The organism is Methylovulum psychrotolerans (assembly GCF_002209385.1).
Taxonomy (GTDB): Bacteria; Pseudomonadota; Gammaproteobacteria; order Methylococcales; family Methylomonadaceae; genus Methylovulum; species Methylovulum psychrotolerans.
The window spans coordinates 2793349-2817493 of the sequence record NZ_CP022129.1; the positions used below are offsets into that span (position 1 = coordinate 2793349).

General features: G+C 51.5%; 21 protein-coding genes, 1 other RNA gene and 1 pseudogene. 18 read left to right on the plus strand and 5 right to left on the minus strand.

Annotated features, from left to right (window positions below):
* The first annotated feature begins 252 nt into the window (after positions 1–252).
* The 17 genes and pseudogenes from rnpB (at position 253) to ftsZ (ending at position 18593) form a co-directional block, all read left to right on the plus strand.
* Positions 253–601, plus strand: an RNA gene (gene rnpB / locus CEK71_RS12715) — RNase P RNA component class A.
* 384 nt (positions 602–985) lie between these two features.
* Positions 986–1453: a division/cell wall cluster transcriptional repressor MraZ gene (gene mraZ / locus CEK71_RS12720; RefSeq protein WP_088619738.1), complete on the plus strand. Its 468-nt coding sequence runs from the start codon at positions 986–988 to the stop codon at positions 1451–1453.
* 13 nt (positions 1454–1466) lie between these two features.
* Complete coding sequence (gene rsmH, locus CEK71_RS12725; RefSeq protein ID WP_232463637.1) at positions 1467–2393, plus strand: 16S rRNA (cytosine(1402)-N(4))-methyltransferase RsmH; 927 nt, start codon at positions 1467–1469, stop codon at positions 2391–2393.
* Complete coding sequence (gene ftsL / locus CEK71_RS12730) at positions 2394–2666, plus strand: cell division protein FtsL (RefSeq protein WP_088619740.1); 273 nt, start codon at positions 2394–2396, stop codon at positions 2664–2666.
* A 7-nt stretch (positions 2667–2673) separates the two neighbouring features.
* Positions 2674–4524: a peptidoglycan D,D-transpeptidase FtsI family protein gene (locus CEK71_RS12735; protein WP_170065190.1), complete on the plus strand. Its 1851-nt coding sequence runs from the start codon at positions 2674–2676 to the stop codon at positions 4522–4524.
* A gap of 10 nt (positions 4525–4534) precedes the next feature.
* Entirely contained in the window at positions 4535–6019 is a 1485-nt protein-coding gene (locus CEK71_RS12740; RefSeq protein WP_088619741.1) for a UDP-N-acetylmuramoyl-L-alanyl-D-glutamate--2,6-diaminopimelate ligase, read from the plus strand.
* Entirely contained in the window at positions 6016–7365 is a 1350-nt protein-coding gene (locus CEK71_RS12745; RefSeq protein WP_088619742.1) for a UDP-N-acetylmuramoyl-tripeptide--D-alanyl-D-alanine ligase, read from the plus strand. Before CEK71_RS12740 ends, CEK71_RS12745 begins: the two co-directional genes overlap by 4 nt.
* Positions 7366–7392: 27 nt before the next feature.
* A complete protein-coding gene (gene mraY / locus CEK71_RS12750; protein ID WP_088619743.1) occupies positions 7393–8475 on the plus strand; it encodes a phospho-N-acetylmuramoyl-pentapeptide-transferase in 1083 nt (360 codons plus the stop codon).
* Between the two features lie 5 nt (positions 8476–8480).
* The gene (murD, locus tag CEK71_RS12755) at positions 8481–9854 is read left to right on the plus strand and encodes a UDP-N-acetylmuramoyl-L-alanine--D-glutamate ligase (protein WP_088619744.1); all 1374 of its coding nucleotides are present in this window, start codon (positions 8481–8483) and stop codon (positions 9852–9854) included.
* Positions 9851–11047 (plus strand): putative lipid II flippase FtsW, encoded by a 1197-nt coding sequence (gene ftsW / locus CEK71_RS12760; protein WP_088619745.1) that lies wholly within the window; start codon positions 9851–9853, stop codon positions 11045–11047. Before murD ends, ftsW begins: the two co-directional genes overlap by 4 nt.
* Positions 11044–12093 (plus strand): undecaprenyldiphospho-muramoylpentapeptide beta-N-acetylglucosaminyltransferase, encoded by a 1050-nt coding sequence (gene murG, locus CEK71_RS12765; RefSeq protein ID WP_088619746.1) that lies wholly within the window; start codon positions 11044–11046, stop codon positions 12091–12093. The genes ftsW and murG overlap by 4 nt, the downstream gene beginning before the upstream one ends.
* 11 nt (positions 12094–12104) lie before the next feature.
* A complete protein-coding gene (murC, locus tag CEK71_RS12770; protein WP_408630489.1) occupies positions 12105–13526 on the plus strand; it encodes a UDP-N-acetylmuramate--L-alanine ligase in 1422 nt (473 codons plus the stop codon).
* 3 nt (positions 13527–13529) lie between these two features.
* Positions 13530–14402: pseudogene (gene murB, locus CEK71_RS12775) on the plus strand (UDP-N-acetylmuramate dehydrogenase); the annotation flags it as partial.
* A 3-nt stretch (positions 14403–14405) separates the two neighbouring features.
* Positions 14406–15344, plus strand: a complete 939-nt coding sequence (locus CEK71_RS12780; RefSeq protein ID WP_088621605.1) for a D-alanine--D-alanine ligase — start codon at positions 14406–14408, stop codon at positions 15342–15344.
* Positions 15344–16120, plus strand: coding sequence for a cell division protein FtsQ/DivIB (locus CEK71_RS12785; protein WP_088619748.1), 777 nt, complete (start codon positions 15344–15346; stop codon positions 16118–16120). The genes CEK71_RS12780 and CEK71_RS12785 overlap by 1 nt, the downstream gene beginning before the upstream one ends.
* Before the next feature lie 36 nt (positions 16121–16156).
* Positions 16157–17383, plus strand: coding sequence for a cell division protein FtsA (ftsA, locus tag CEK71_RS12790; RefSeq protein WP_088619749.1), 1227 nt, complete (start codon positions 16157–16159; stop codon positions 17381–17383).
* Between the two features lie 40 nt (positions 17384–17423).
* Positions 17424–18593: a cell division protein FtsZ gene (gene ftsZ / locus CEK71_RS12795; RefSeq protein WP_088621606.1), complete on the plus strand. Its 1170-nt coding sequence runs from the start codon at positions 17424–17426 to the stop codon at positions 18591–18593.
* Positions 18594–18693: 100 nt separating this feature from the next.
* Here the strand turns inward: ftsZ and CEK71_RS12800 are convergent, their stop codons facing one another.
* Positions 18694–19386, minus strand: coding sequence for a hypothetical protein (locus CEK71_RS12800; protein ID WP_088619750.1), 693 nt, complete (start codon positions 19384–19386; stop codon positions 18694–18696).
* A 540-nt stretch (positions 19387–19926) separates the two neighbouring features.
* On the opposite strand from CEK71_RS12800, the gene CEK71_RS12805 reads away from it, so the two are divergent.
* Complete coding sequence (locus CEK71_RS12805; RefSeq protein WP_088619751.1) at positions 19927–20139, plus strand: hypothetical protein; 213 nt, start codon at positions 19927–19929, stop codon at positions 20137–20139.
* 341 nt (positions 20140–20480) lie between these two features.
* On the opposite strand, the gene CEK71_RS12810 is transcribed toward CEK71_RS12805, so the two are convergent.
* The 4 genes from CEK71_RS12810 to CEK71_RS12825 all read right to left on the minus strand — a co-directional run bounded on the left by CEK71_RS12810 (position 20481) and on the right by CEK71_RS12825 (position 24100).
* Complete coding sequence (locus CEK71_RS12810; protein WP_088619752.1) at positions 20481–21050, minus strand: amino acid kinase family protein; 570 nt, start codon at positions 21048–21050, stop codon at positions 20481–20483.
* Entirely contained in the window at positions 21037–22431 is a 1395-nt protein-coding gene (pabB, locus tag CEK71_RS12815; RefSeq protein WP_088619753.1) for an aminodeoxychorismate synthase component I, read from the minus strand. Before pabB ends, CEK71_RS12810 begins: the two co-directional genes overlap by 14 nt.
* A gap of 460 nt (positions 22432–22891) precedes the next feature.
* Positions 22892–23254 carry a hypothetical protein gene (locus tag CEK71_RS12820; protein ID WP_088619754.1) on the minus strand — a complete coding sequence of 121 codons (363 nt, stop codon included), beginning with the start codon at positions 23252–23254 and terminating at the stop codon, positions 22892–22894.
* A gap of 435 nt (positions 23255–23689) precedes the next feature.
* Complete coding sequence (locus CEK71_RS12825) at positions 23690–24100, minus strand: hypothetical protein (protein ID WP_088619755.1); 411 nt, start codon at positions 24098–24100, stop codon at positions 23690–23692.
* Between the last annotated feature and the right edge of the window lie 45 nt (positions 24101–24145).

Sequence of the window (24145 nt, forward strand, 5' to 3'; positions counted from 1 at the left end):
GCAGTAGGAAGCATTGCGCGTTTTCGATAACTTAATCCGTACTGAATTGTTATCCACCGAACAGGGGCAAGCGATGGAACTGACGACCAGATGGAAAGAAGAGGGTGTTCAACTTGGCATCCGACAAGGCGAAAACCTGTTGTTTAAACGGCGGTAGGTGGCGGAGGCCAGCGGTAAAAATAAATGCAGATTTGTATTTTGTTGAAGTTAGGTAACATTCAGAGAAACAAATATGCTATACTGGTGGATGGAAGAGTCGACTGAGCAGTCGCTGTTTTATCCTTGTGATGAAATGGAGGAAAGTCCGGGCTCCACTGGGCAGGGTGCCAGGTAACGCCTGGGAGGTGTGAACCTACGGAAAGTGCCGCAGAAAATAAACCGCCCGTCATCAGACGGGTAAGGGTGAAAAGGTGCGGTAAGAGCGCACCGCGCAACTGGTAACAGGTGTGGCAGGGTAAACCCCACCCGGAGCAAGATCAAATAGAGGGACAGACGCGTGGCCCGCGCGGTTCCTGGGTAGATTGCTTGAGCTGTAAGGTGACTTGCAGCCTAGATGAATGGCTGTTCTCGACAGAACCCGGCTTACAGGTCGACTCTTTCTTCCTACTAGATATTTCCCGTGTTTTGCATAGGTGATTTGTGAATTAATACCACTCCTTAGTTGTACAGGCCTTTCTTTATATGACAAGGCCGTGACAAGGGAATGTTAAGCCCCGCTAGCCCCTCCTTTTATAGGCTCTTTATAAGCTCCTATCTTTTTGCACTAAATCGGTTCATTTTATTGATAAATCTTGATATTTAGGATTGCCTCCGGCAATTTCCCTCGTCTTTTCATTAAGGGTTTGTAAGTTATTGTCATGAAAGCAAGATTTCAAGCCAAAATCATTCTTGACTAACGGTCGAATGAAATCTATAGTGCGCTTAATCGTGGGTAAAAGTGGTATAAACGGGTGAAAAATGGATTTTTTGGGGCTTTGGGTGATTTTTGTTCCGTGGCATCAGCACAATCAATCTTGACGACAAAGGGCGTATGGCGATGCCCACCCGTTATCGGGAAGCGTTGCAGCACTGTTGCCAGCGGCAACTGATTGTCACGGTCGCCGTCAATGAGCGGTGTACGGGCGAGAGCGGGTGTTTGTGGCTTTATCCGTTACCCGAATGGGAAAAACTCGAAAATACTATCAGGCAGTTACCTACCTTAAATAAAGCCGCCGGCAAGCTCCGGCGCTTTCTGATCGGCAACGCTTCAGAATGTGAAATGGATTCCCAAGGCCGCGTATTGTTACCCGAAAAATTGCGCTCGTTTGCCGGTATGGACAAGAAAGTGATTTTGGTCGGGCAACTCGATAAGTTTGAAATCTGGCATGAGGCCGCTTGGAATGCCAAAGAGCAGGAGTGGATAGACAGCACCGATAATGAAGGTGTGGAGGATTTGGGGCATTTATCATTTTAAAGGGGATAAACAAGTGGAACATTCGCCCGTCATGCTGGCGGAAGCATTGGAGCAATTGGCAATACAAACGGACGGATTGTATATCGATTGTACGTTTGGCCGTGGCGGGCATAGCCAAGGTATTTTAAGGCAATTGGGCGGCGGCGGACGTTTATGGGCATTGGATAGGGATTTGCAGGCCATCCGCTCGGAAATTGCCGGACAGTTACAAAACGATCAGCGCTTCACGCTAAGTCACGCGTGTTTTTCCCAACTGCACACGCTCGCCGCCACCGCCGATATGGTTGGCCAAGTTGACGGCATTTTAATGGATTTGGGGGTGTCTTCGCCCCAACTGGACAATCCCGAACGCGGTTTCAGTTTTTTGCACGATGGCCCTTTAGATATGCGCATGGATGCCTCGGCAGGCCTGTCCGCCGCGCAATGGTTGGCTCAAGTGCCGGAAGCGGAATTGGTGCGGGTTTTGTTTGAATACGGTGAAGAGCGGTTTGCCCGCCGTATTGCCCACGCCGTTATTGAACAACGCCAACAAATACCCCTAACGACCACCCGGCAACTGGCCAAGCTCATCGAAGGGGCTGTGCCGTTTAGGGATAAGCATAAACATCCGGCCACCCGTTCTTTTCAGGCGATACGGATTGCCGTTAATCAGGAACTGGACGAACTGCAACAGGTATTGGGACACGCCTTGGCCGTGTTAAAGCCGGGTGGCCGATTGGTGGTGATTTCTTTTCATTCCCTTGAAGACAGAATGGTCAAACGCTTTTTTCGCGCTGAAGCGGGCGCAAAATATAATCCCGGCAAATTTCCCATCAGAGAAGCTGACATTGCTAAAGGCTTGTTAAAAAAAGGCGGTAAGGCGATTAAGGCCAGTCCTGAAGAAATCGCCCATAATCCCCGTTCACGGAGTGCCGTTATGCGTGTGGCGGAGAAAGCCTAAATGGCGGGCTGGCGTGTTTTGGGTATGGGGTCGTTGTTTGTAGCCTTATTGGTGTCGGCGATAGCGGTGGTCTATTATCAGTATCGGGCACGTTTGGTGTTTATTGAGATTCAGCAACAGCAGGCGGCACTTGACCAATATGAGATTGAGTGGGGGCAAATGCAGTTGGAGATCACTATGCTCTTGGAGGAAAACCGGGTCGAGTCTGCCGCGCTTAATCAACTGAAGCTTATTTTGCCTAAGCGCGAAGAAACCATTTATCTAAAACCTTAATAGCCGAATGATCGACTTTCGCTTGAAAAAAAAGGCTCCTGAGCCGAATACCGATTTTACGGGCAGAAGACGGGTTTTGCTGGCCTTCATGATGCTGTGCATGGTGGCGTTGGTGGGGAGGGCGGTGTATCTCCAGTTAGTCTATCAATATGACAGTAAATTGGAGAATGTTTACGAGCATGTCGGAACTCAGGCCATTATGGCTTCACGGGGCATGATTCGGGACCGTAACGGTGCGCCTTTGGCGGTCAGTACGCCGGTGCATTCCATTATCATTAACGCCTATGAAGTAAAAAAAACCGATGAGGCGCGGCTTAAGCAAATGGAAAAGGCTTTCCGTAAGCAGAAAAAAGACCAGCTACATCTGGAAAAAGAGATGAAGATGACTGAAGACGAAAAGCTTCAGGTGCTTAACAGCTATAACAAGGAAAAAGACCAAAAGCTTGCCCAGATCGAAACACTGCTAGGCCTGAAAGCGGGTAAGGTGGCGGATTTGGTTAAAGCCGATAAGCCTCGCCAGTTTGTCTATTTAGCGCGGCGCATAGCCCCGTCGATTGGCGACCAAATTAAGGCGTTAAAGCTGGCGGGGCTGTTTGTCGAACCGGAATATAAGCGTTTTTACCCTACCCGTGAGGTGGCGGCACATTTGTTGGGCTTTACCGATGCCAAGGATGTCGGTCAGGAAGGTGTCGAGGCAGGTTATGAGAAGGTCTTGCAAGGCATTCCCGGCAGTAAGCGGGTCATTAGGGACGGGCAAGGCCATGTTGTTGCCGTGACCGATATGAAAGAAGCGGTCAAAGGTAAGGATGTCGAATTAAGTATTGATGAGCGCATCCAATACCTTGCTTATCGGGAGTTGGAACGGGCGGTGGCGGAAAATAAAGCCAAGACCGGGGTGTTGGTGATTTTGGATGCCAAAACTGGTGAATTGTTGGCGGCGGCGAACCAACCTTCTTTTAATCCCAATACCAAACAAAAAAGTTCATACCGTAACCGTGCCATTAACGATGTCTTTGAGCCGGGTTCGACAATCAAGCCCTTTGTGGTCGCTGCGGGCCTTGAAGGCGGTTATGTCCACCCGAACGATATGTTTTATACCACCGGCAGTTTTGCCATAGGCCGCCGCACGGTTAAGGATGTGCATAATTACGGCACAATGGATTTGACCAAAGTCATTAAAAAATCCAGTAATATTGCCGTCAGCCAAATGGCCTTGCGGATGCCGCCTAAATATTTTTGGGGCGTGTACCGTAAATTGGGGCTGGGCAGTTCGGCGAAAATCGGTTTTCCTGGCGAAGCCAACGGTAGCCTAATCGATTATCACCGCCTCAATGATTTTGCCCGGGCTACTTTATCGTTTGGTTACGGGCTGAGCACGTCGGCTTTGCAATTGGCTAGGGCGTACACGGCTTTGGCTGATGATGGGGTGTTGCATTCGGTCACTTTGCTCAAACGGGACGAAGATGATGAGGCGCAGCGGGTGTTTTCGGTAAAGACCGCGCGTAGTGTCAGGGCAATGATGGAGCAGGTCATTACTAAAGACGGTACGGCTTATGAAGCGCGGGTCGATGGCTATACGGTGGCGGGTAAGACAGGGACGGTAAAAAAATCCGGTGGCCGCGGCGGTTATATCGACAAGAAATATTTTTCCGTGTTTGCCGGTATGGCACCGGCAAAAGACCCGCGTTTGGTGATGGTCGTCATGATTGACGAGCCGTCGGCAGGCCAATACTACGGCGGTCTGGTTTCAGCTCCGGTGTTTTCCAGGGTGATGACCGGGGCGTTACGGATACTGGATATCGCGCCTGACAAGCTCGATACCATGCCTATTTTATTAACCCAACAACAACTCCAGTAAATCCGTGCCGATGAACCTGCATGTCTTATTAGATGGACTCGCTCCCCCTCCGCCTGATCATGAGCTGGCTATGCTCACGGTGGGCGGATTGGTGTTGGACAGCCGTCAGGTGCAGACGGGAGATGCGTTTGTCGCTTTGCAGGGTAGCCAGCAACATGGCTTACATCACGCGGCGCAAGCTATTGCCCAAGGTGCGGCAGTTATCCTTTATGACCCCGCTGGTGAGGGTGCGGCCTTAGCCGCCGCCATTAGCGCCGTGCCGATTTGGGCTCTTGACGGTTTGGACGTGCGCTTGGGTGAGATTGCCGCCCGCTTTTATGGGCAGCCTTCGCGGCAGATGGCGGTGATCGGCATTACCGGCACGAACGGTAAAACCTCATGCAGCCAGTTCTTGGCGCAACTCCTGACAGACTGCGGCATTATCGGCACTTTAGGCTGGGGAAGTTGGGGGCAGTTGTTGGCGACCGCCAATACCACCCCCGATGCTTTAGCCGTGCAACGGATGTTGGCCAGTTTACAGCACCAAGGTAAGCAGGCAGTGGCGATGGAAGTTTCTTCGCATGGTTTGGCGCAAGGACGGGTGAACGGGGTGGCTTTTACAGGGGCGGTATTTACTAATATCACCCGTGACCATCTGGATTATCACGGCACGATGGCGGCCTATTTGGACGCTAAGCTGTTGTTGTTGAAACAGCCGGGTTTGGCGTTTGCGGTCATTAATTTGGATGCAGAGGGCAGTACACGGATGTTGGCCGAAACGCCGGAAGGGGTGGTCCGTTGGGGGGTCACACGGCAAGCCAGTCGCTTGGCGGCAGACGAGACTTTACAGGTATTGGACAGCCATACCCATAGTGCCGGCTTGGCGTTGACGGTGGCTTGGCGGACTTTCAGAACAACGGTCAATATTCCCTTATATGGCGACTTTAATGCCGAAAATGTCGCCTTGGTGTTGGCGGTGCTGTTGGCGATGGGCGAGCCGTTTGGGCAAGCCGTCGCTAAACTGGCGAGCCTACAGGCAGTTGCCGGACGGATGGAATGTTTCGGCGGCGGTGCTAAGCAGCCCCTCGTGTTTGTCGATTATGCCCATACCCCCGATGCCTTGGACAATGTGTTGCGCAGTGCGCGGGGACATTGCCGCCAGGCTTTATGGGCGGTGTTCGGTTGCGGCGGCAACCGTGATGCGGGTAAGCGGCCACTTATGGGTGCGAGTGCCGGACAATGGGCGGATCATGTGCTGGTGACGGACGACAATCCCCGTTTTGAAGACAGCGCCGCTATTATTGCCGATATTCTGGTGGGTTGTAAGGCCGGAAACACGCAGGTGCTGGCCAACCGGGAGCAGGCCATACGCCATGCGATAAGCCATGCCAGTCCATTGGACTGTATTGTTGTGGCGGGTAAAGGCCATGAAGATTATCAAGAAATTAAAGGGGTGCGTTATCCGTTTAGTGATCGGCAAATTGTGCTGGCGGCGTTGGCGGAGCGGGAGTTATGAAGATGTTATTAAGTGAAATCGCCGCCATGGTCGGCGGGCAACACCACGGCGCGGATGTCGCTATCGCTTCGGTGAGTATTGATACCCGTACCTTAAGTGCCGGAGCCTTGTATGTGGCAATTAAAGGTGAGCGTTTTGACGGTAATGATTTTGTCGGCCAAGCGGCACAGATGGGGGCAGGGGCCGCGATTGTCCACGCTGGGGTAGTGACGGAACTGCCGCATATTGTTGTTGCCGACAGCCGTTTGGCGTTGGCGGAATTGGCGGGGGCCTGGCGGCGTAAAGCGTCTGTGCAGGTTGTCGGCGTGACTGGCAGTAACGGTAAGACGACGGTTAAGGAAATGACCGCCGCCGTTTTAAGCGTGGCGGGTGAAACCCTGTTTACCCAAGGTAATTTGAATAATGATATTGGCGTACCGCTGACCTTATTGCGCATTAATGACATCCACCGCTTTGCGGTTATTGAAATGGGCGCGAATCACCCTGGGGAAATTGCGTATACCAGCCGCTATGCGCAGGCCAATGTGGTGGTTTTAAATAACGCCGGGGCGGCCCATTTGGAAGGTTTCGGCGATTTGGACGGGGTGGCGCGGGCTAAGGGCGAGATTATCGAAACCCTGCAAGCCGACGGGATTGCCGTTCTGAACCGCGATGACCGTTATTTTTCGTATTGGCAAGCTGTGGCCGGGGCTAGGAAGGTTTTGACGTTCGGCTTGCATGGGCAGGCTGATGTTTCTGCCGATGGCATCCATACCGAATTGTTCGGGCAAGGTTTCCGCACGGTATTCCGTGTACACACCCCGCAAGGGACAGCCGATGCAGTGCTGAATCTGGCTGGCCGCCATAATGTCTTGAACGCTTTGGCGGCGACGGCGGCAGGTTTGGCCTTAGGTTTGGAATTGGCGCAAATCGTTACGGGCTTAGCACAAGTGCAGCCAGTGAAAGGCCGTTTGCAGCCCTTATGCGGGCCGTTGGGCAACCGGATTATTGATGACACTTATAACGCCAATGCGTCGTCCTTAAAAGTAGGCTTGGACGTGCTGATGGAATGCGGTGGTGTGCCTTGGTTGGTTTTGGGGGCGTTTGGCGAGTTGGGGTCTGATAGCGAGGCCCTGCACGCCGACATTGGCAGGTTGATTAAGGCTAGCGGCGTGGAGAGGGTATGGGCTACGGGTGAACATGCCCGTTTTGCCGTAGACAGTTTTGGGGCTGGGGCGGCGTTTTTCCCTGCCCAAGCCGATTTAATCGCCGCTGTGCGGCAGGCGTTGCACAGTGAGGCAAGCATTTTAGTTAAGGGTTCACGGGCGCAGCACATGGAGCATGTCGTTGCTGCTTTAATTGGATAATTTGGAAATTAGGCTAGGAATTAAGCAATGTTACTTTATCTGGCGGATTATTTATTGAGCGTCGACGGTGGTTTTCGGGTTTTCCATTACCTGACCTTCCGCGCCATTTTGGGCGTGTTGACCTCCTTATTAATCTCATTGATTATCGGTCCTTGGATGATACGCCGTTTGCGCGGCAATAAGATAGGCCAAAGCATCCGGGAATTGGGGCCGCAATCGCATTATGAAAAAGCCGGTACGCCAACAATGGGCGGCACGTTAATTTTGGTCGCCATTGCGGTCAGCACTTTGTTGTGGGCAGATTTGGGCAACCGATATATCTGGGTGATTTTATTGGTGACGATGGGTTACGGGGTCATTGGCTTTATTGACGATTACCGTAAGGTCATTAAGCGTAACAGCGATGGCCTGTCGGCGAAAGCTAAATATTTAGGGCAGTCGGTCATTGGTCTGACCGCCGCCATTTTTCTGTACAAAACGGCTTCGATCCCGGCCGAGACGCAATTTTTTATCCCGTTTTTTAAGGATGTGATGTTGGATATGGGGCCGATGTATGTTGTCCTCAGCTATTTCGTCATTGTCGGGACCAGTAACGCGGTCAATCTGACGGACGGCTTAGACGGCCTGGCGATTATGCCGACGGTGATGGTGGCGGCGGGTTTGGGCGTGTTTGCTTATGTGTCGGGCCATGCCACCTTTTCGCAATATCTGGCCATCCCTTACTTGCCCAATGCCGGTGAGCTGATTATTTTTTGTGCCGCCATTATTGGGGCAGGTTTGGGATTTTTATGGTTTAACACCTATCCTGCTATGGTTTTCATGGGTGATGTCGGCGCGTTGGCGTTGGGCGGTGCCTTGGGCGTATTGGCAGTGCTGGTCAGACAAGAAATTGTCTTGGTCATTATGGGCGGGGTGTTTGTGATGGAAACGCTGTCGGTCATTATCCAGGTCGCCTCTTTTAAGATGACCGGCAAGCGGGTGTTCCGTATGGCGCCGATACACCACCATTTTGAATTGAAAGGCTGGCCGGAGCCACGGGTGATTGTCCGTTTTTGGATAATCACCGTGATTCTGGTTTTGATTGGCTTGGCGACCTTAAAATTGAGATAAGTCCCATGCAAACGCAAGCAGTGACCGACGCATTAAACACCCATTTTGCCCTAGACCCGCTCAGTTCGAAAATATTGGTGGTCGGGCTTGGCAATACCGGCTTGTCGGTGGCGCGGTATTTACAGAAATTACAGTACCGTTTTGCCATTATTGACAGCCGCGACAAGCCGCCAATGATTGATGAGTTTCTTGAGCAAATGCCCGACACGCCGCTATTTACCGGCGGGTTTGACGATGCGGCCTTTCAGGTGGCGACGCATCTGGTGGTCAGTCCCGGTTTGTCGCTCAATGAAAAGGCCATCATGAAGGCCATTGCCAACGGTTCGCAAATTGTCAGTGACATTGATTTGTTCGCCTGCTCAGTGACTGCGCCGATTATTGCCATTACGGGATCTAATGGTAAAAGCACAGTGACGACCATGGTCGGCGATATGGCGAAAGCGGCGGGTAAGCAGGTTGCGGTTGGCGGTAACTTAGGTGTGCCCGCTTTGGATTTGCTGGACAGTTCGGTAGATTTATATGTGTTGGAACTGTCCAGTTTCCAATTGGAGCGGACAGCGGTATTAAATGCGGCGGCGGCGACAGTGTTGAATGTGAGTGCCGACCATCTTGACCGCCATGCCGACATGGCCGAATACGCCCAGGAAAAACAGCGGGTGTTTCGTGGTGACGGGGCGATGGTGCTTAATTTGGACGACCCGGTCGTTGCTGACATGCAGGACGCTAGCCGCGTGACCCATACTTTTTCGATTAGGACACACGCCGATTTTTATTTGGCAGGCCCTGAAGGCGAGGAATATCTCATGCACCATGACGAGCGTTTGCTGGCTTTGGCGGATTTGCCGCTGGAAGGCCGCCACAATGCCGCGAATGCGTTGGCGGCGCTGGCTTTAGGTGTTTCGGTGGGCTTGGACAAAACGGCTATGTGCAAGGCCTTGCGCACCTTTAAAGGGCTAGAGCACCGGATGCAGCGGGTTGCCGAAATTCGCGGCGTGACGTGGGTCAACGACTCTAAAGCCACCAATATCGGCGCTTGTGTCGCCGCTTTGCAAGGCTATGCGCGTAAGGTGATTCTGATTGCGGGCGGACAGGCTAAAGGTGCAGACATGAATGAGTTGACACCAGTCATTAAGGAAAAGGCTAAAGGCGTGGTATTGATGGGCAAGGATGCGCCGCTAATAGAAGCGGCTTTGCAAGGTTCTTGTGTACCCGTGTATTCGGCGGAAAATATCACCCAAGCCGTGCAGATTGCCGCCAGCTTGGCGAGTAGCGGTGATAGCGTCTTGTTGTCGCCCGCCTGTGCTAGTCTCGACCAGTTTAAAAACTATCAGGATCGGGGCAATAAATTTACTAAGGCTGTGTTGGCATTGGTGCCATGAGTAAAAAGGGCAAAAAACCGGCGGCTGAACCGTTTCATTATGATGCCAATTTGGTGGCGGTATGTGCGTGCTTATTGCTGATCGGTTATGTGATGGTTACGTCATCGTCTTTGCATTTGGACACCAAAGCGTCATTGAGCGCCAGTACCTTTACGGTGTGGGGGTATCCGCTTAAGCAGCTTATCCATATTTCTTTGGGGCTAATTATGGCGCGGTATATTGTCATGATACCGATGCGTAATTGGCAGAAAATGGCGCAGTGGCTGTTTATAGCGGGTTTAGTGCTATTGGTGGTGGTGCTGTTGCCGGGCATTGGGGTCAATGTTAACGGCAGTACCCGTTGGTTGCAATTGGCGGGGATCAGGATCCAAGTCTCCGAGTTGGTCAAGTTTGCCGCCGTAGTTTATATGGCCCGTTATGTTAACCGCCATCAGCAGGAGTTGCGGGAATCGGCGTTTGGTTTGCTCAAACCGTTGCTGGTGTTTTCGGTCGCCAGCCTGTTATTGTTGTTGGAGCCGGATTTCGGTTCGGCAGTGGTAATTTTGATGATCGCTATGGGCATGATGTTTTTGGCGGGTGCACGGGTCTTACAATTTGGTTTGTTGTTCGGTGGCCTGATCATTTCGGGGGCTCTGCTGGTGTATTTTGAGCCGTACCGCATGAAGCGGGTGACGAGCTTTCTTAACCCTTGGGAAGACCCGCGTAATACCGGCTTCCAGTTAATCCAGGCCTTAGTGTCGTTTGAGCGCGGTGAGTTGACGGGGGTAGGTTTAGGCGGCGGTTTGCAAAAATTATATTATTTGCCGGAAGCGCACACCGACTTTTTGTTTTCGGTGATCGCCGAAGAGTTAGGTTTATTGGGTGTGGTGGCAGTGATTGGCCTGTTCGCGTTATTGGTGTGCCGGGCTTTTTCGATAGCGGTGGCGGCGGAAAAGGCGGGTGAGCAGTTCTCGGCATTTATTGCCTACGGCTTAGGTATTTGGTTTGGATTTCAGGCTTTTGTCAATATGGGTGTCAATATGGGGATTCTCCCTACCAAGGGACTGACTTTGCCGCTGATGAGTTACGGTGGCGGCAGTATGATGATTATGTGTTGCGCGGTGGCACTGTTGTTTCGGGTGCATAGCGAAGTGACCGAAATTAATGCCAATACTTTGCCCGAACCGCGTGTTAAAGCGAAGGCGAAAGCATGAAGCGGATTGTTATTATGGCGGGCGGTACCGGCGGGCATGTGTTTCCGGCCTTAGCGGTGGCGCAGTCTTTGCGTGCTAAAGGCTGGCAAGTCAGTTGGTTAGGTACGCAAAAAGGCTTGGAAAGTCGGGTGGTGCCTGAACAGGGTATTGATATTGATTGGCTGGCAGTGGCGGGGGTACGTGGCAAGGGTTTGTTGTCCAAGTTGGCCGCCCTGTTTAAGTTAGTGGCGGCCTGTGTGCAGGCCGCGCGTATCTTACGGCAACGCAAACCTGATGTGGTGTTGGGTATGGGCGGTTTTGTTGCAGGGCCTGGTGGCCTTATGGCGCGGGTGTTGGGTATTCCTCTGGTCATCCATGAGCAAAACCGTGTGCCAGGGACGACTAACCGTCTGTTGGCCAAAATGGCCAGTCAGGTTTTGGAGGCGTTTCCGGGCAGTTTCCCGAAAAAAAACCAAGCCCAGTGTACCGGCAATCCCTTACGGTCAGCGTTTGTACAGCATCTGGCTGCAAAACCGGCCGCTAGTGACCCCCTGCATATTTTCGTGGTGGGCGGTAGCTTAGGGGCACAGATATTAAACGAAATCGTTCCTGAAGCCATGGCATTATTGTCACAGGTGCGCATAAAACACCAAACAGGTGCGGTTATGTGCCAACAAGTGACCGAACATTACCGCCATCTCGGTATTGACGCTGAAGTGAGCCCTTTTATTGACGACATGGCGGCGGCTTATCTCTGGGCGGATTTGGTGGTTTGCCGGGCAGGAGCCATGACGGTCAGTGAAGTTTCGGCGATGGGGGTGCCGGCGATTTTTATCCCCTTACCCGGTGCGATTGATGACCATCAGACCGCTAATGCCCGTTATTTGACCGAAGCCCAAGCAGGATTATTATTAATGCAGAAAGACTTGACTGCCAGCCGTTTGGCGGAAAATATCACCGAAGCCCGTCAGCATTTGGCGGCTATGAGCCAAGCGGCCCGCCAATGCGCCCGTTTGGATGCGACTGAAGTTGTGGCGGAAATTTGTATGGCGGAAGCAAAGCCATGAGTTTCCGACAAATCCGCACGATGGTGCAGGCGCTGGGCAATATTGAACGGATTCATTTTGTCGGTATTGGCGGTACGGGCATGAGCGGCATTGCCGAAGTGCTGTTTAATTTAGGCTACCAAGTGTCCGGTTCGGACATTAAGGAAAGCCCCGTCACCCAACGTTTGGCGGGCTTGGGCGTGAAGATTTTGATCGGCCATAGCCGTGAAAATATTCTCAATACTGATGTGGTGGTGGTGTCCAGTGCTATAGACCGCAGCAATGCCGAAGTTGACGAAGCCTATGTCAACCGCATTCCGGTAATCCCGCGTGCGGAAATGTTGGCGGAGCTGATGCGTTTCCGCTTCGGCATCGCCGTGGCCGGCACCCATGGCAAAACCACTACCACCAGTCTGACCGCCAGCATTTTGGCAGAGGGTGGGTTAGACCCGACTTTTGTGATCGGCGGGCGTTTGAACAGTGCGGGTACTAATGCCAAGCTGGGCTTGGGGCATTATCTGGTGGCGGAAGCGGACGAGAGCGACGCGTCGTTTTTGTATTTGCAGCCGATGATCTCGATAGTCACCAATATCGACCAAGACCACATGGCGACCTACCAAAACAGTTACCAGCGCCTGAAAGAGACGTTTATAGAATTTTTGCATCACCTGCCATTTTACGGTTTGGCGGTGTTATGTTTGGACGATGACGGCATCAGGGAAATCCTCCCCGAGATTTCCAAGCCAGTCGTGACTTACGGAGTCAATGAAGAGGCGGATGTCCGCGCCGTCGATATTGAGCAAGATGGGATGCTTACCCGCTTTACCGTCATACGGCGCGGCGGTCATCCTGAGTTGGCGGTCACGTTGAATATGCCGGGTTGGCATAATATGCTCAACGCCTTGGCGGCGATTGCCGTAGCGACTAAACTTAAAGTGGATGATGCCGCTATCGTCAAAAGCCTGTCGGCATTTAAAGGGGTCGGCAGACGTTTTCAGATCAATGGCGATATTGCCTTAGGGCAAGGCAAGTTGACCTTGGTTGACGATTACGGCCACCATCCGCGTGAAATTGCCGCCACCTTGGAAGCCTTACGGCAAGCGTGGCCGGCACGGCGTTCGGTGGTGGTGTTCCAGCCGCACCGTTATACCCGCACCCGGGATTTATTTGAAGATTTTGTCCAAGTACTGTCGACAGTCGATGTGCTGATTTTAATGGAAGTGTATGCCGCTGGCGAGACCGCCATTCCGGGAGCCGATGGCCGGGCGTTAAGCCGGGCGATACGGGTGCGTGGCCAGGTCGATCCGGTATTTGTCGAGCATTGGGAAGAATTGCCGTCCATTTTGGCGGGTATCGTCCATGCGGATGATGTCGTTTTAACGATGGGGGCGGGCAATGTCGGTGCTGTGGCCGCGCAATTGCCGCAACTGTTAACGGCTGTGTTGGCAGGCTAAGCGATGCAAGGACGTTTATTATTGGCTGAGCCGCTGGCGAAGTATACCAGTTGGCGGGTTGGCGGCAGTGCTGACCGCCTGTATATCCCTCACGATAAGGCCGATCTGATTGCTTTTATAAAAGGTTTGCCCGCCACCGAACCGCTGTTTTGGTTAGGCCTGGGCAGTAATTTGTTAATCCGTGACGGCGGTATCCGTGGCACGGTGATTAACACTAAAAACCGCCTGAAAGAAATGCGATTGACCGCCGAGGGTGGGTTGTATGTCGAAGCGGGCGTACCTTGTGCTTTAGTGGCAAGGTTTGCTGCCGAACACGGCTTATTGGGCGCGGAATTTTTGGCGGGCATTCCGGGTACGATGGGCGGAGCCTTGAAGATGAATGCCGGGGCGTTTGGCGGCGAAACCTGGCCAATTGTCCGCCAAGTGGAAATGCTCAGCCGCGACGGCGAGATTACCCTGCGTGGCCCACAAGATTTTGCCATTGCTTACCGTAGCGTCAAAGGCGCGGCTGGCGAATGGTTTTTATCGGCTTGGCTGCAATTGCTGCCTGGCGATACCGCTAGCAGCCAGCAAAAAATTAAGGCGTTATTGGAGCAACGGGCGAAAACCCAGCCGACTAACCAACCGAGTTGCGGTTCGGTGTTTGTCAATCCGGTCGGCGATTATGCGGCCCGGCTGATCGAACAGGCTGGCCTGAAAGGCTTTCGGTTGGGAGGGGCACAAGTGTCTGAAAAACACGCTAATTTTATCGTCAACACCGATAATGCCACGGCGGCGGATATAGAAAAATTAATTGGGCTGGTGCAACGTAAGGTTGCGCAGCAGCATGGTGTGCTTTTAAAGACAGAGGTTTGCATGGTAGGCGAAGAAACGGCAGTAATGGATACCCCGGCGCACCGGTATGGCAATCCTGAAAAGTTTGGTCGGGTGGCGGTGTTAATGGGCGGTTCGGCGGCGGAACGGGCAGTATCGCTCAGAAGCGGCGCAGCGGTGTTTGCGGCCTTGCAAGAGGCGGGGGTCGATGCGGTGGCAGTAGATGTGACGGCTAGCCCTATTGATGCCTTAGCGGGCCTACAAGTGGATAGGGTATTTAACATCATCCACGGGCGCGGCGGTGAAGACGGCGTGTTGCAAGCGGTCTTGGAAGTTCTGGGCATCCCTTATACGGGTAGCGGGGTGTTAGCTTCGGCCTTGGCAATGGATAAGCTACGCACCAAACTGTGTTGGCAAGGTTACGGTTTGGTAACGCCGAGATGGCAATTGCTGCAAAGCGTGGCGGATATTGATGGCTGTATCGAAAAATTAGGTTTTCCGGTTATCGTTAAGCCTGCCCAGGAAGGTTCCAGTATCGGTATGAGCAAAGCCCATAATCGGGAAGAACTGGTCGGCGCTTTGCAAACGGCTTCGGCGTTTAATTGCGATGTTTATGCCGAACAATGGGTGACGGGGCAGGAGTATACGGTGGGGATTTTAAACGACGAGGCGTTGCCCGTTATCCGTTTGGAAACGCCGCACAGTTTTTACGATTATGAAGCCAAGTATCACGCCAACACCACCCAATACCATTGCCCGTGCGGGTTGCCTGTTGACCAAGAGCAAGCCTTGCAACAAGTGTCGGTGACCGCCAGTAAGGTGGTCGGCATTAAGGGCTGGGCACGGGTTGATGTGTTTATCGACGGCGACGGCCAATACCAGCTTATAGAAATCAACACCGTGCCGGGCATGACCGACCACAGTCTGGTGCCGATGGCGGCACGGCAGGCGGGGATGGATTTTAAAGCCTTAGTTTGGCAGGTGTTGGAAACCAGTCTGGCGTAATGAGCAGAATTGGCGTAAAACTCTTATTGGTCGCGTTATTGTTAGGGTCTGGAGGGCTTTGGCTGGGAATCCACACGGGTAAGATCAAGTGGTCGTTGAAAATGGCCTCTTTACCCATAAAATATGTCAGGATTGAAGGGGTTTTTCAATATTTAAGCAAGGACGACATTAAAACGGTCTTGGAGCCGTTAGCGACCACGAGTTTTTTGGAAGCCAATATGCAGGCGCTACACCTTGCCGTGGCGGCTTTACCCTGGGTGGATAGCGTCGCCGTCCAGCGTATCTGGCCGGACACCATCGACATTAAAGTGACCGAGAAAAAACCCTATCTGCGCTGGGGCAAGGATAGCCTGATTACCGAAAAAGGGGTGATTTTTACTCCGAAAAGTTTGGCTCAGCACCAGCATCTGATGGTGGTCACGGCACCGGAAGCACGTCGGCTGGAAGTGCTGGAAATTATGAAGGGTTTGAAAACCGCCTTAGCCGATGAATCGTTGGAACTGGCGGAGTTTACTATTAACAGCCGTTGGTCATGGACGATCAAATTGACGACAGGATTAGAAATCTTATTGGGGCGGGAAGATCAGCTTAAAAAATTGCAACGGTTTTTACGGACGATACCGCTGTTAGGTAAACAACAAATTGATGCGATGGCGGTGGTGGATTTGCGTTATCCTAATGGTTATGCCGTTTCTTGGAAAGCGCAAGCCCCTCCTGCTATTGACTGGGAAAATATGTATGCCCCAGAAGCAACGGGCGTTGCCGAACAACAATGACATAAACAGGCATACTAAAAATCGACAGAGTAAACAATGGCAAGAAAATCAGAACGTAATTTAATCGTTGGTCTGGATATTGGCACTTCCAAAGTCGCGGCTATTGTCGGCGAGTTGAGCAGTGACGGTAGCATTGAAGTTATCGGTATCGGCACGACAGCCTCGCGCGGCCTTAAAAAAGGCGTGGTGGTCAATCTGGAATCGACCGTGCAATCGATACAACGCGCCATTGAAGAAGCCGAACTGATGGCGGGTTGCCAAATTAAATCGGTTTTTGCGGGGATTGCCGGTAGCCACATCAAAAGTTTGAACTCGCATGGCATTGTGGCGATTAAAGATAAGGAAGTGACCCAATATGATATTGACCGCGTAATCGATTCCGCCCGCGCGGTGGCGATTCCGGCCGACCAAAAAATCTTGCATATTTTGCCGCAGGAATTTGTCATTGATTTGCAGGACGGTATTAAAGAGCCTATCGGCATGTCCGGCATCCGGTTGGAGGCGAAAGTCCACATGGTTACGGGCAGTGTCAGCGCTTCGCAGAACATTGTCAAATGTATCCGTAAATGTGGCTTGGAGGTTGAAGATATTGTTTTGGAGCAATTGGCCTCCTGCAATTCGGTGCTGACCGAAGACGAAAAGGAATTAGGTGTATGCCTGATTGATATGGGCGGCGGCACCACCGACATCGCCATTTTTGTCGAAGGGGCGATTAAACACACCGCCGTGATACCCATAGCAGGCGATCAGGTCACTAATGATATTGCCGTGGCCTTGCGGACACCGACCGTCAATGCCGAAGAAATTAAGCGCAAGTACGCTTGCGCCTTAACGCAATTGGCCAGTGTCGATGGCGTGATCGAAGTGCCGAGCATCGGCGACCGGGCCCCGCGCAAAATCTCCACGCAGAATTTGGCCGAGATTATCGAGCCCCGTTATGAAGAGCTGATGTTATTGGTACAGGCGGAAATCCGCCGGAGCGGTAACGAAGAATCGATTGCCGCAGGTATCGTCCTGACGGGCGGCAGCGCGAAGGTTAGGGGTCTGATTGAGCTGGCCGAGGAGATTTTTCACATGCCGGTGCGCATGGGAGGCCCCGAAAATGTGACGGGGTTGGCAGAAGTGATAAAAAACCCTATTTATTCTACAGGCGTGGGCTTGCTAATGTATGGCAAAGAGCATCAGAATATCGTCAGAAGCACCGATTCAGAGCAAGACGGGTGGTTTGCAAAAATGAAGAGCTGGTTTCAGGGCAATTTTTAAAGAATAACTTTGTAAAAATTTTTTGTTAATGGGTGGTTTTATGAAATATGAATTGGTCGATATGTATAATGAAACTGCCGTCATCAAAGTTATTGGTGTCGGCGGCGGCGGCGGCAACGCCGTCAATCACATGGTCGGTTGTCAGATTGAGGGCGTAGAATTTATTTGTGCCAACACTGATGCACAGGCGTTACGGAAGTTAAACGTCGGCACCATCATCCAGTTGGGTGTGGAACTGACCAAAGGTTTGGGCGCGGGTACGAACCCCGAAATCGGCAAACATGCCGCGCAAGAAAATAAAGACCGTATCAAAGAAGTGCTGCAAGGTGCGGATATGGTATTCCTGACCGCCGGTATGGGCGGTGGTACGGGTACAGGAGCGATTCCGGTCATCGCCGAAATTGCCCGCGACATGGGTATTTTGACTATCGCCGTCGTCACTAAGCCGTTTTTGTTCGAAGGCAAAAAGAAACAGGCTGTTGCTGAACAAGGTATTTTGGAACTGGAAAAATATGTCGATTCTTTAATCACTATCCCTAACCAAAAACTGTTGCCGGTTTTAGGCACTAATGTGTCTTTAATGACTGCTTTTAAAGCCGCCAACGATGTCCTGTTGGATGCCGTGCAAGGCATTACCGAGCTGATTGTCCACCCTGGCATGATTAACGTCGACTTTGCCGACGTGCGTACCGTCATGTCCGGCATGGGCGCGGCGATTATGGGCAGCGGCTCTGCCTCCGGCGAACATCGGGCGCGGGAAGCGGCCGAAAAAGCCATTGCCTGCCCGCTGTTGGAAGACATTAACTTGCAAGGCGCACGCGGTATTTTGGTGAACATTTCCGCTTCCGACATGGGCATCGCCGAATTTGACGAAGTCGGTAACATTGTCCATGAATTCGCCTCCGAAGATGCCATCATCAAAATCGGTATGGCGGTCGACGCGTCTTTAGGCGATGAGCTGAAAGTGACTGTAGTTGCCACAGGCATGGGGCAAACGGCGGCTATGGCGGCCAGCAAGTCCAATGTCAAGCCGCTGCATAAACCCAGCAGCAACCCTTACGACGATCTGGACAAACCGACCGTTATGCGTAACAAGGGCGACCATAAAGCCGAAGGCCGCGAAACCCGTTTTGGCGCGCAACCTGCCAAAAAAGAAACCGATCTCGATTATCTGGACATCCCCGCGTTTTTAAGACGGCAAGCGGACTAAGCTGCCCGTTTGTTGTTCCCCGCCATACCAGCAGGATGGGGTTTTTAACCCCGTCCTTCGCTTTTTTCCGCACTGTATTTGCTTCACTTTTTTGCTGAAGTTAACGCCCTTCAGGCTGAATGCTATAAGAGTTAGGCTTTATGAGCGCCGCGCCTGTTTTGCCGTCGTAGATGTAAACGGTGGCAGAGGCGGTCGGCAAATGCCGCTCTACAAATTGGTAAGTAAATAACGTTACTGCCAACTCTTCAGTGCCGTTAGCATTCATGTCCGGCACAATCGCTGTGCCTTTTAGGCTGCTGTCGGTTGCAAAAACTTTTACCCAAGGCGTATTGCCTGCCTTAGACACATCCGCTGCATACAGATAGGCGTTGTCATTCATATAATCTGTAGCACCAATACGTTTATAAGTGCTTTTAACCGCCATCACCACGGTATTGCCAAGGCGTTTGAAATCGACGGATTTATCATAATCGCTTAAGGAAGAATCTTGTATGGCAACCCCCACCAGATACATTTTGAAAAAATAGTCAGGAGTAGAGAATAACTTTGTGCCTGTAGTCAACGCGTAAACATCAAAATGGGTTTTTTCGCCATCGAATAAACGCGTATTGAACGGGTTAGTGTTGGAGTTAAAAGGCTGCCAATAGGGCACCAGAATTTCCAAGCCGGGGTTACTGGCGACATATTCCCCCGTTAGTGCAGCCGTGTTAATGAAATTATTATCCCGCGCCTTGGCGGGTGCGATACTGAACACGCAAAGGGCGGCGGCAAACAAGCATCGGCTGGTAGGCATAGGATGTCCTTGGTAGGTGAAAATTGTCTCAGAACAGCCTATTCTGTGAGGCTTTTGTCTGTTGTTCAAGCTTTTTTAGGCGGGCGTGTCGGAGCGGTGGATCTTAAAATGACATTAGAAAATAGGCATTTTTTTTAACATATCCATCAGGTGCGGTTAAACCTAAATAACCGCGTTGACTAACCGCCAGTTTTCTTGGCTAACCCCGCTGTCAAACGGCAAAAAGTGCGCCTTATCCCCACCCCGCCTAAAACCACCCGCCTAGCCACATCCAGACAATTCCTAAGAAGCTAACGTAAAAAATAATTATTTTTCTGAAAACTAACGCGATTAATAATCTTTTAATAAAAAAGCAACTCATTATAAAAGTTACTAACGTCTTTTATGATTATTATTTTGCTTGACCTAACATATTTTCTCATGATAAAAATAGGCCGTTGTTTTAGCGACAGAAAACAACCGGCCCGCCATTCGAGCCGCTCCCTTAGAGGAAGGGGAAATAACAACTATTAATTTCAATGACCAAGAGAGGACTTTAAAATGAGCGAAACAGTAAAAGAAGACAATTCTTTGTGGTATATCGTTGGCGGTTGTATCGTCGCCATGATTGCGATTGTTATTTTCCTGAGAGGCGAAAAATCAGAACATTTGAAAAGCGGTGCGGTTGCGCAATTGCAAGCTGAAACGTTTGCTAACATTGAAAAAAGACACACGCAAAACAACGTGACCGAAGCCCAAAAAGCCGGCAAGTAAGACACATAAACCTCTCCGCAGCTTCAGGTAGCGGAGGGGTTTTTGCCCGTTACCCAGCGGCCATCAGAAGTCGGGTAGGGCACTAAAAAACAGCGATTAGCAAAAAACAGCACGGATTCTTGCGCCTTAGTCGGCTTATTTTAAAAGTTAGTCTCCACCATTTAAGCGCAACTTGGCAGTCCCAAGAAGTGGCTTGTTAAGTGTGGTATCGGGATAGCGTGTAACCGGATCAACCCCAAGGCGTTTTTACTACCTTCAGCCGGTAGGGTGGGCAAAGTGCTTTTTGCCCACTATTTTTTTGCGCCTGACGTTAAAGTCCGTCGCCTAGTAGCCTCAAGCCTTTAAAACGCAGCGCATTGGAATTGCGCGGCACTGATAATGTGGATAGGGTAAGCCGCCACAGCGGCAAAACCAGGAAAAGCCTTATCGACAACCCCCCGCACTGCCAACTCCCGCCAACTTAACTTTGCGTCTACCGTTATGGATTTGACCAGCACCAAGGCCTCGGCGGCTAGGGTATTGGCTAGCCAAGCGGCTAGGCTGTCTGAGGTAATGTCCCAACTGGCCGGAATGCCCGCCCGGTCGAGTTCGGCGACATCGGGTGACCAAATGAGGGTGCGCGGAGAGGGATTGGCTTGGCGGAGGCTGGCTAAGGAACCCGTCAGCGCGAATTCAGGTTTCAGGTCATGGCACAGCAAGGCCATTTGCTGCATGGCTAACAGCGCCATCGCATGGGCGGCAGTCTCGCTGAAGTGCCAGATTTGTTGGCTTAAACGCACTTGCTCGGCGAAATCGCCGCCGCCCGGCACCACCACCACCGCTTGGTTAGGAAAGTTTGTGGCTATGCTATCCAAACAGCCGCGCAAGTGCTGCGCCTGCGCCAAACTGCCGCCCAGCTTAACGACAATCATCGCCGCTAAATTGCCGTAAAACGCTTAACAAGGCGGCGGCTTTATCGAAACATTCTTGATATTCTTCTTCCAACACCGAATCGTTGACAATGCCGCCCCCCGCCCAATAACGGATGGTATCGCCGGACTGCACGAGGGTTCTAATGGCGATATTGCTGTCCATATTGCCGTCAAAACCGATATAGGCAATGGCGCCGCAATAAATGCCGCGCCGCTGCGGCTCCAATTCTTCTATCACTTCCATTGCGCGGATTTTCGGCGCACCGGTAATGGAGCCGCCGGGAAAGCAGCTTTTTAATAAATCCAGCGCGTGTTGGTCGGCGGCCAAAGTGCCGGTGATGGTGCTGACCAAATGATGCACGGTGGCATAGCTCTCCACCGCAAACAAGGTCGGCACTTTGACCGAGCCGATAGTGCAGGTTTTACCAATATCATTACGCAATAAATCGACAATCATCAGATTTTCGGCGCGGTCTTTCGGGCTATTTTCCAAGAGCACGATTTGTTGGCGGTCTGCGTCGGCATCGGCTTTGCGCGGGCGTGTGCCTTTTATAGGCTTAGTTTCGACGCTACCCTGTTGCAATTTTAAAAACCGCTCCGGCGACGAGCTTAAGATGCGCACTTCGGGCAGGTTAAGATAGGCGCTGAACGGGGCGGCATTAACTTGCCGCAACAGCTGATACGCCGTCCATGGGTCGCCCTCGCAACGGGCGGCGAAGCGCTGGGTCAGATTGACCTGATAACAATCGCCTTCTTTCAGATACTGCTTAATGCGCCGGAAAGCTTGGGCGTAGTAGGCACTGTCCATATTGGGTGAAATGTCGCCCAGCACTGCAAACGGGCGGGGGAGGGTGGTATCGGGCAAGGTACTAAAACGTGCCAATAAACGCTCACAGTCGGGCAGATCCAGGCCTTGGGCAACCAAAACGCTTTGCTGTTGTTGATGGTCGACAATCACCGCCCACTGGTAAATGCCCACCGCCATTTCGGCAATATGCTCGGCATCTTCGGCAATGACGGGCAACTGTTCCAAACGCCGCGCCAGATCATAAGAAAAATAGCCGATAGCCCCGCCATTAAACGGCAGCACCGGTATATTTAGCGCCCGCCCCGCCCAAGCTTGCAACTGTTGTTTGACCAACAGGAAAGGATCGGCCCCGCTATAACTGACCCCTTGGGGTGTGCTGATGGCCGTGGTTTCGCCATGTGTCAACAGGGTGCACAGCGGTTCGGCGGCAATAATATCATAGCGGCCCTGTTGGCTGGATGGAGAGCCGCTATCGAGAAAAACCGCCCAAGGCTGGTCTGCCCACGCTGAAAACAGCGCGGCACTGTCTGCAAAATACGGCAGCGGAAAAGTGTTTGGAAGTGATACCGACATTAAAAAGGCGTGTAATGGGGGAATGAAGGTTGTGCCGAAACGCAAGCGGTAGCTTGCCGGACGGCAAAGCCAATAAGAAAACGGACGAAAAACGCTGAGCCTATGGGTAAGGTTTTGCTAGGAGTGCTGGCATTAATAGGCACAAGCAATTTAGCAGACCGTTTCAAAAACGTCTACAGCAAGCAATGAATTGCTTGGCAATCTTAGCCTATTGTAACACTATTTCCCGCCAAACTGTCCGCGATGACGCAATCGGTTCTGGAATGTGCTTATAAGCCTAGCCGTGAATAAAGCATAAGCCCATTTAACTGGCAGTTTTACCAGCCCGGTAAGCTAAAATTTAGCCACAAAAAAGCCCCGTGCCGTAAACGGCACGGGGCTTTTGCTCAGCCGTCGGCAGATTATACTTTATTTTAAAAACCAATCCCTTGATAATCTGTCGGCGGCAATAGGAAACATTTTACAAAACTAACTTCGCTTCCAATGCCATAACGCTACGGCGAGCCAGCGCCAAATTGCTTTTTGCCTTATCCAGTACCACATAAAGGAACACGCCTTCATATTTTTCAGTCGGGCGGATGATGTGGTATTGCTTGCCCAGTGTCAGCAAAATATCTTCAATGTCGTCTTTCAAACCCAATGCTTTCATTGTTTTTAGCTTTGAGCGCACGACTTCGGAGTTGCCTGCTGCCGCCAACTCTACGTCAAGACCCGTTCCAGCGGATGCTAACAACATGCCGCTGTTACCGTCAACCACCGCAGCGACTATTGCGCCGTCAATAGATGTAACCAATTCTTCTACCGTTTCTTTGATGTTACTCATTATTTTTCCTCGCAACGTATCCACGAAAAGACTATAACCGCTAGCCAACAGGCAGCCGCAATAGGCGGATACAAATTAAAATATATAAAGGGGTTGGTTTTTGTAGGCTTGGCGAGTCGTTTTGCAGGGCAAGGTTAAAACAAACTTTGAAAAGCCGCTTTAGCCATACTCGGTATTTTCAGCAATTATCGCGCCAAAAACAGAGGTCTACCGGCAAAATACAAATAAAAAGCATAAGACGTTGAATGGTAAGCTTATTTTTATTCTTGATAAGAAAAAGCAAAACTTGATAGGTGCTGCAATCACTATAATTGGTTTAAATAAACCAATTATAGTGTGCATTTGCCCACATTGCGGTGGATTTGCACCAATTAAGGCTTTGGGGAACTTAAGCAACTGATCTGGTGTTTTTATATAAAGACAAAAGTTTATAAGTTAATCTGTCGTTTGCCCATGATAATTAAGCTTGGCCAGCAAGCGCAGATCAATGGCATGGGTATCCATGTCCAAGCGTTTGACTATCGCGCTGATCGGCAAACACCGTAAGGATTCTATTGGCCCAAAGCGCAAAGCGAACAGGCGGTTTTGTTTTTGCGGGGGATAACGCCCCATAATCGCAGCGCAATGGGTATCAATCAGCCCCCTCGCTTTGTGCAATTCGGTACGGCAAGCAGGGCTTAAGGCAGTATCGACAGGCGCCACAACAGGCGGGGCGGCAACGGGGGCGGTAATACCGCGTGCCTTATCGCGCAACGCCGCCAACTTACGGCTTTGGCTGGGGGCAACTAAGGTGCTGGCTTCTTGTACGGTGACGCGTTGGCGTGGGGCAGTGGGTTTATCGGTCATACAGTTTTGCTGGTGTTAAAAAAACGGTTATGGCATATAAGCCAA

What these genes read in the sequence shown, in the direction of transcription:
- ftsL (WP_088619740.1), top strand. Translation starts at nt 2,394, where the DNA reads ATGGCGGGCTGGCGTGTTTTGGGTATGGGGTCGTTGTTTGTAGCCTTA.
- CEK71_RS12735 (WP_170065190.1), top strand. Translation starts at nt 2,674, where the DNA reads ATGATCGACTTTCGCTTGAAAAAAAAGGCTCCTGAGCCGAATACCGAT.
- CEK71_RS12740 (WP_088619741.1), top strand. Translation starts at nt 4,535, where the DNA reads ATGAACCTGCATGTCTTATTAGATGGACTCGCTCCCCCTCCGCCTGAT.
- CEK71_RS12745 (WP_088619742.1), top strand. Translation starts at nt 6,016, where the DNA reads ATGAAGATGTTATTAAGTGAAATCGCCGCCATGGTCGGCGGGCAACAC.
- mraY (WP_088619743.1), top strand. Translation starts at nt 7,393, where the DNA reads ATGTTACTTTATCTGGCGGATTATTTATTGAGCGTCGACGGTGGTTTT.
- murD (WP_088619744.1), top strand. Translation starts at nt 8,481, where the DNA reads ATGCAAACGCAAGCAGTGACCGACGCATTAAACACCCATTTTGCCCTA.
- ftsW (WP_088619745.1), top strand. Translation starts at nt 9,851, where the DNA reads ATGAGTAAAAAGGGCAAAAAACCGGCGGCTGAACCGTTTCATTATGAT.
- murG (WP_088619746.1), top strand. Translation starts at nt 11,044, where the DNA reads ATGAAGCGGATTGTTATTATGGCGGGCGGTACCGGCGGGCATGTGTTT.
- CEK71_RS12780 (WP_088621605.1), top strand. Translation starts at nt 14,406, where the DNA reads ATGGATACCCCGGCGCACCGGTATGGCAATCCTGAAAAGTTTGGTCGG.
- CEK71_RS12785 (WP_088619748.1), top strand. Translation starts at nt 15,344, where the DNA reads ATGAGCAGAATTGGCGTAAAACTCTTATTGGTCGCGTTATTGTTAGGG.
- ftsA (WP_088619749.1), top strand. Translation starts at nt 16,157, where the DNA reads ATGGCAAGAAAATCAGAACGTAATTTAATCGTTGGTCTGGATATTGGC.
- ftsZ (WP_088621606.1), top strand. Translation starts at nt 17,424, where the DNA reads ATGAAATATGAATTGGTCGATATGTATAATGAAACTGCCGTCATCAAA.
- CEK71_RS12800 (WP_088619750.1), bottom strand. Translation starts at nt 19,386, where the DNA reads ATGCCTACCAGCCGATGCTTGTTTGCCGCCGCCCTTTGCGTGTTCAGT.
- CEK71_RS12805 (WP_088619751.1), top strand. Translation starts at nt 19,927, where the DNA reads ATGAGCGAAACAGTAAAAGAAGACAATTCTTTGTGGTATATCGTTGGC.
- CEK71_RS12810 (WP_088619752.1), bottom strand. Translation starts at nt 21,050, where the DNA reads ATGATTGTCGTTAAGCTGGGCGGCAGTTTGGCGCAGGCGCAGCACTTG.
- pabB (WP_088619753.1), bottom strand. Translation starts at nt 22,431, where the DNA reads ATGTCGGTATCACTTCCAAACACTTTTCCGCTGCCGTATTTTGCAGAC.
- CEK71_RS12820 (WP_088619754.1), bottom strand. Translation starts at nt 23,254, where the DNA reads ATGAGTAACATCAAAGAAACGGTAGAAGAATTGGTTACATCTATTGAC.
- CEK71_RS12825 (WP_088619755.1), bottom strand. Translation starts at nt 24,100, where the DNA reads ATGACCGATAAACCCACTGCCCCACGCCAACGCGTCACCGTACAAGAA.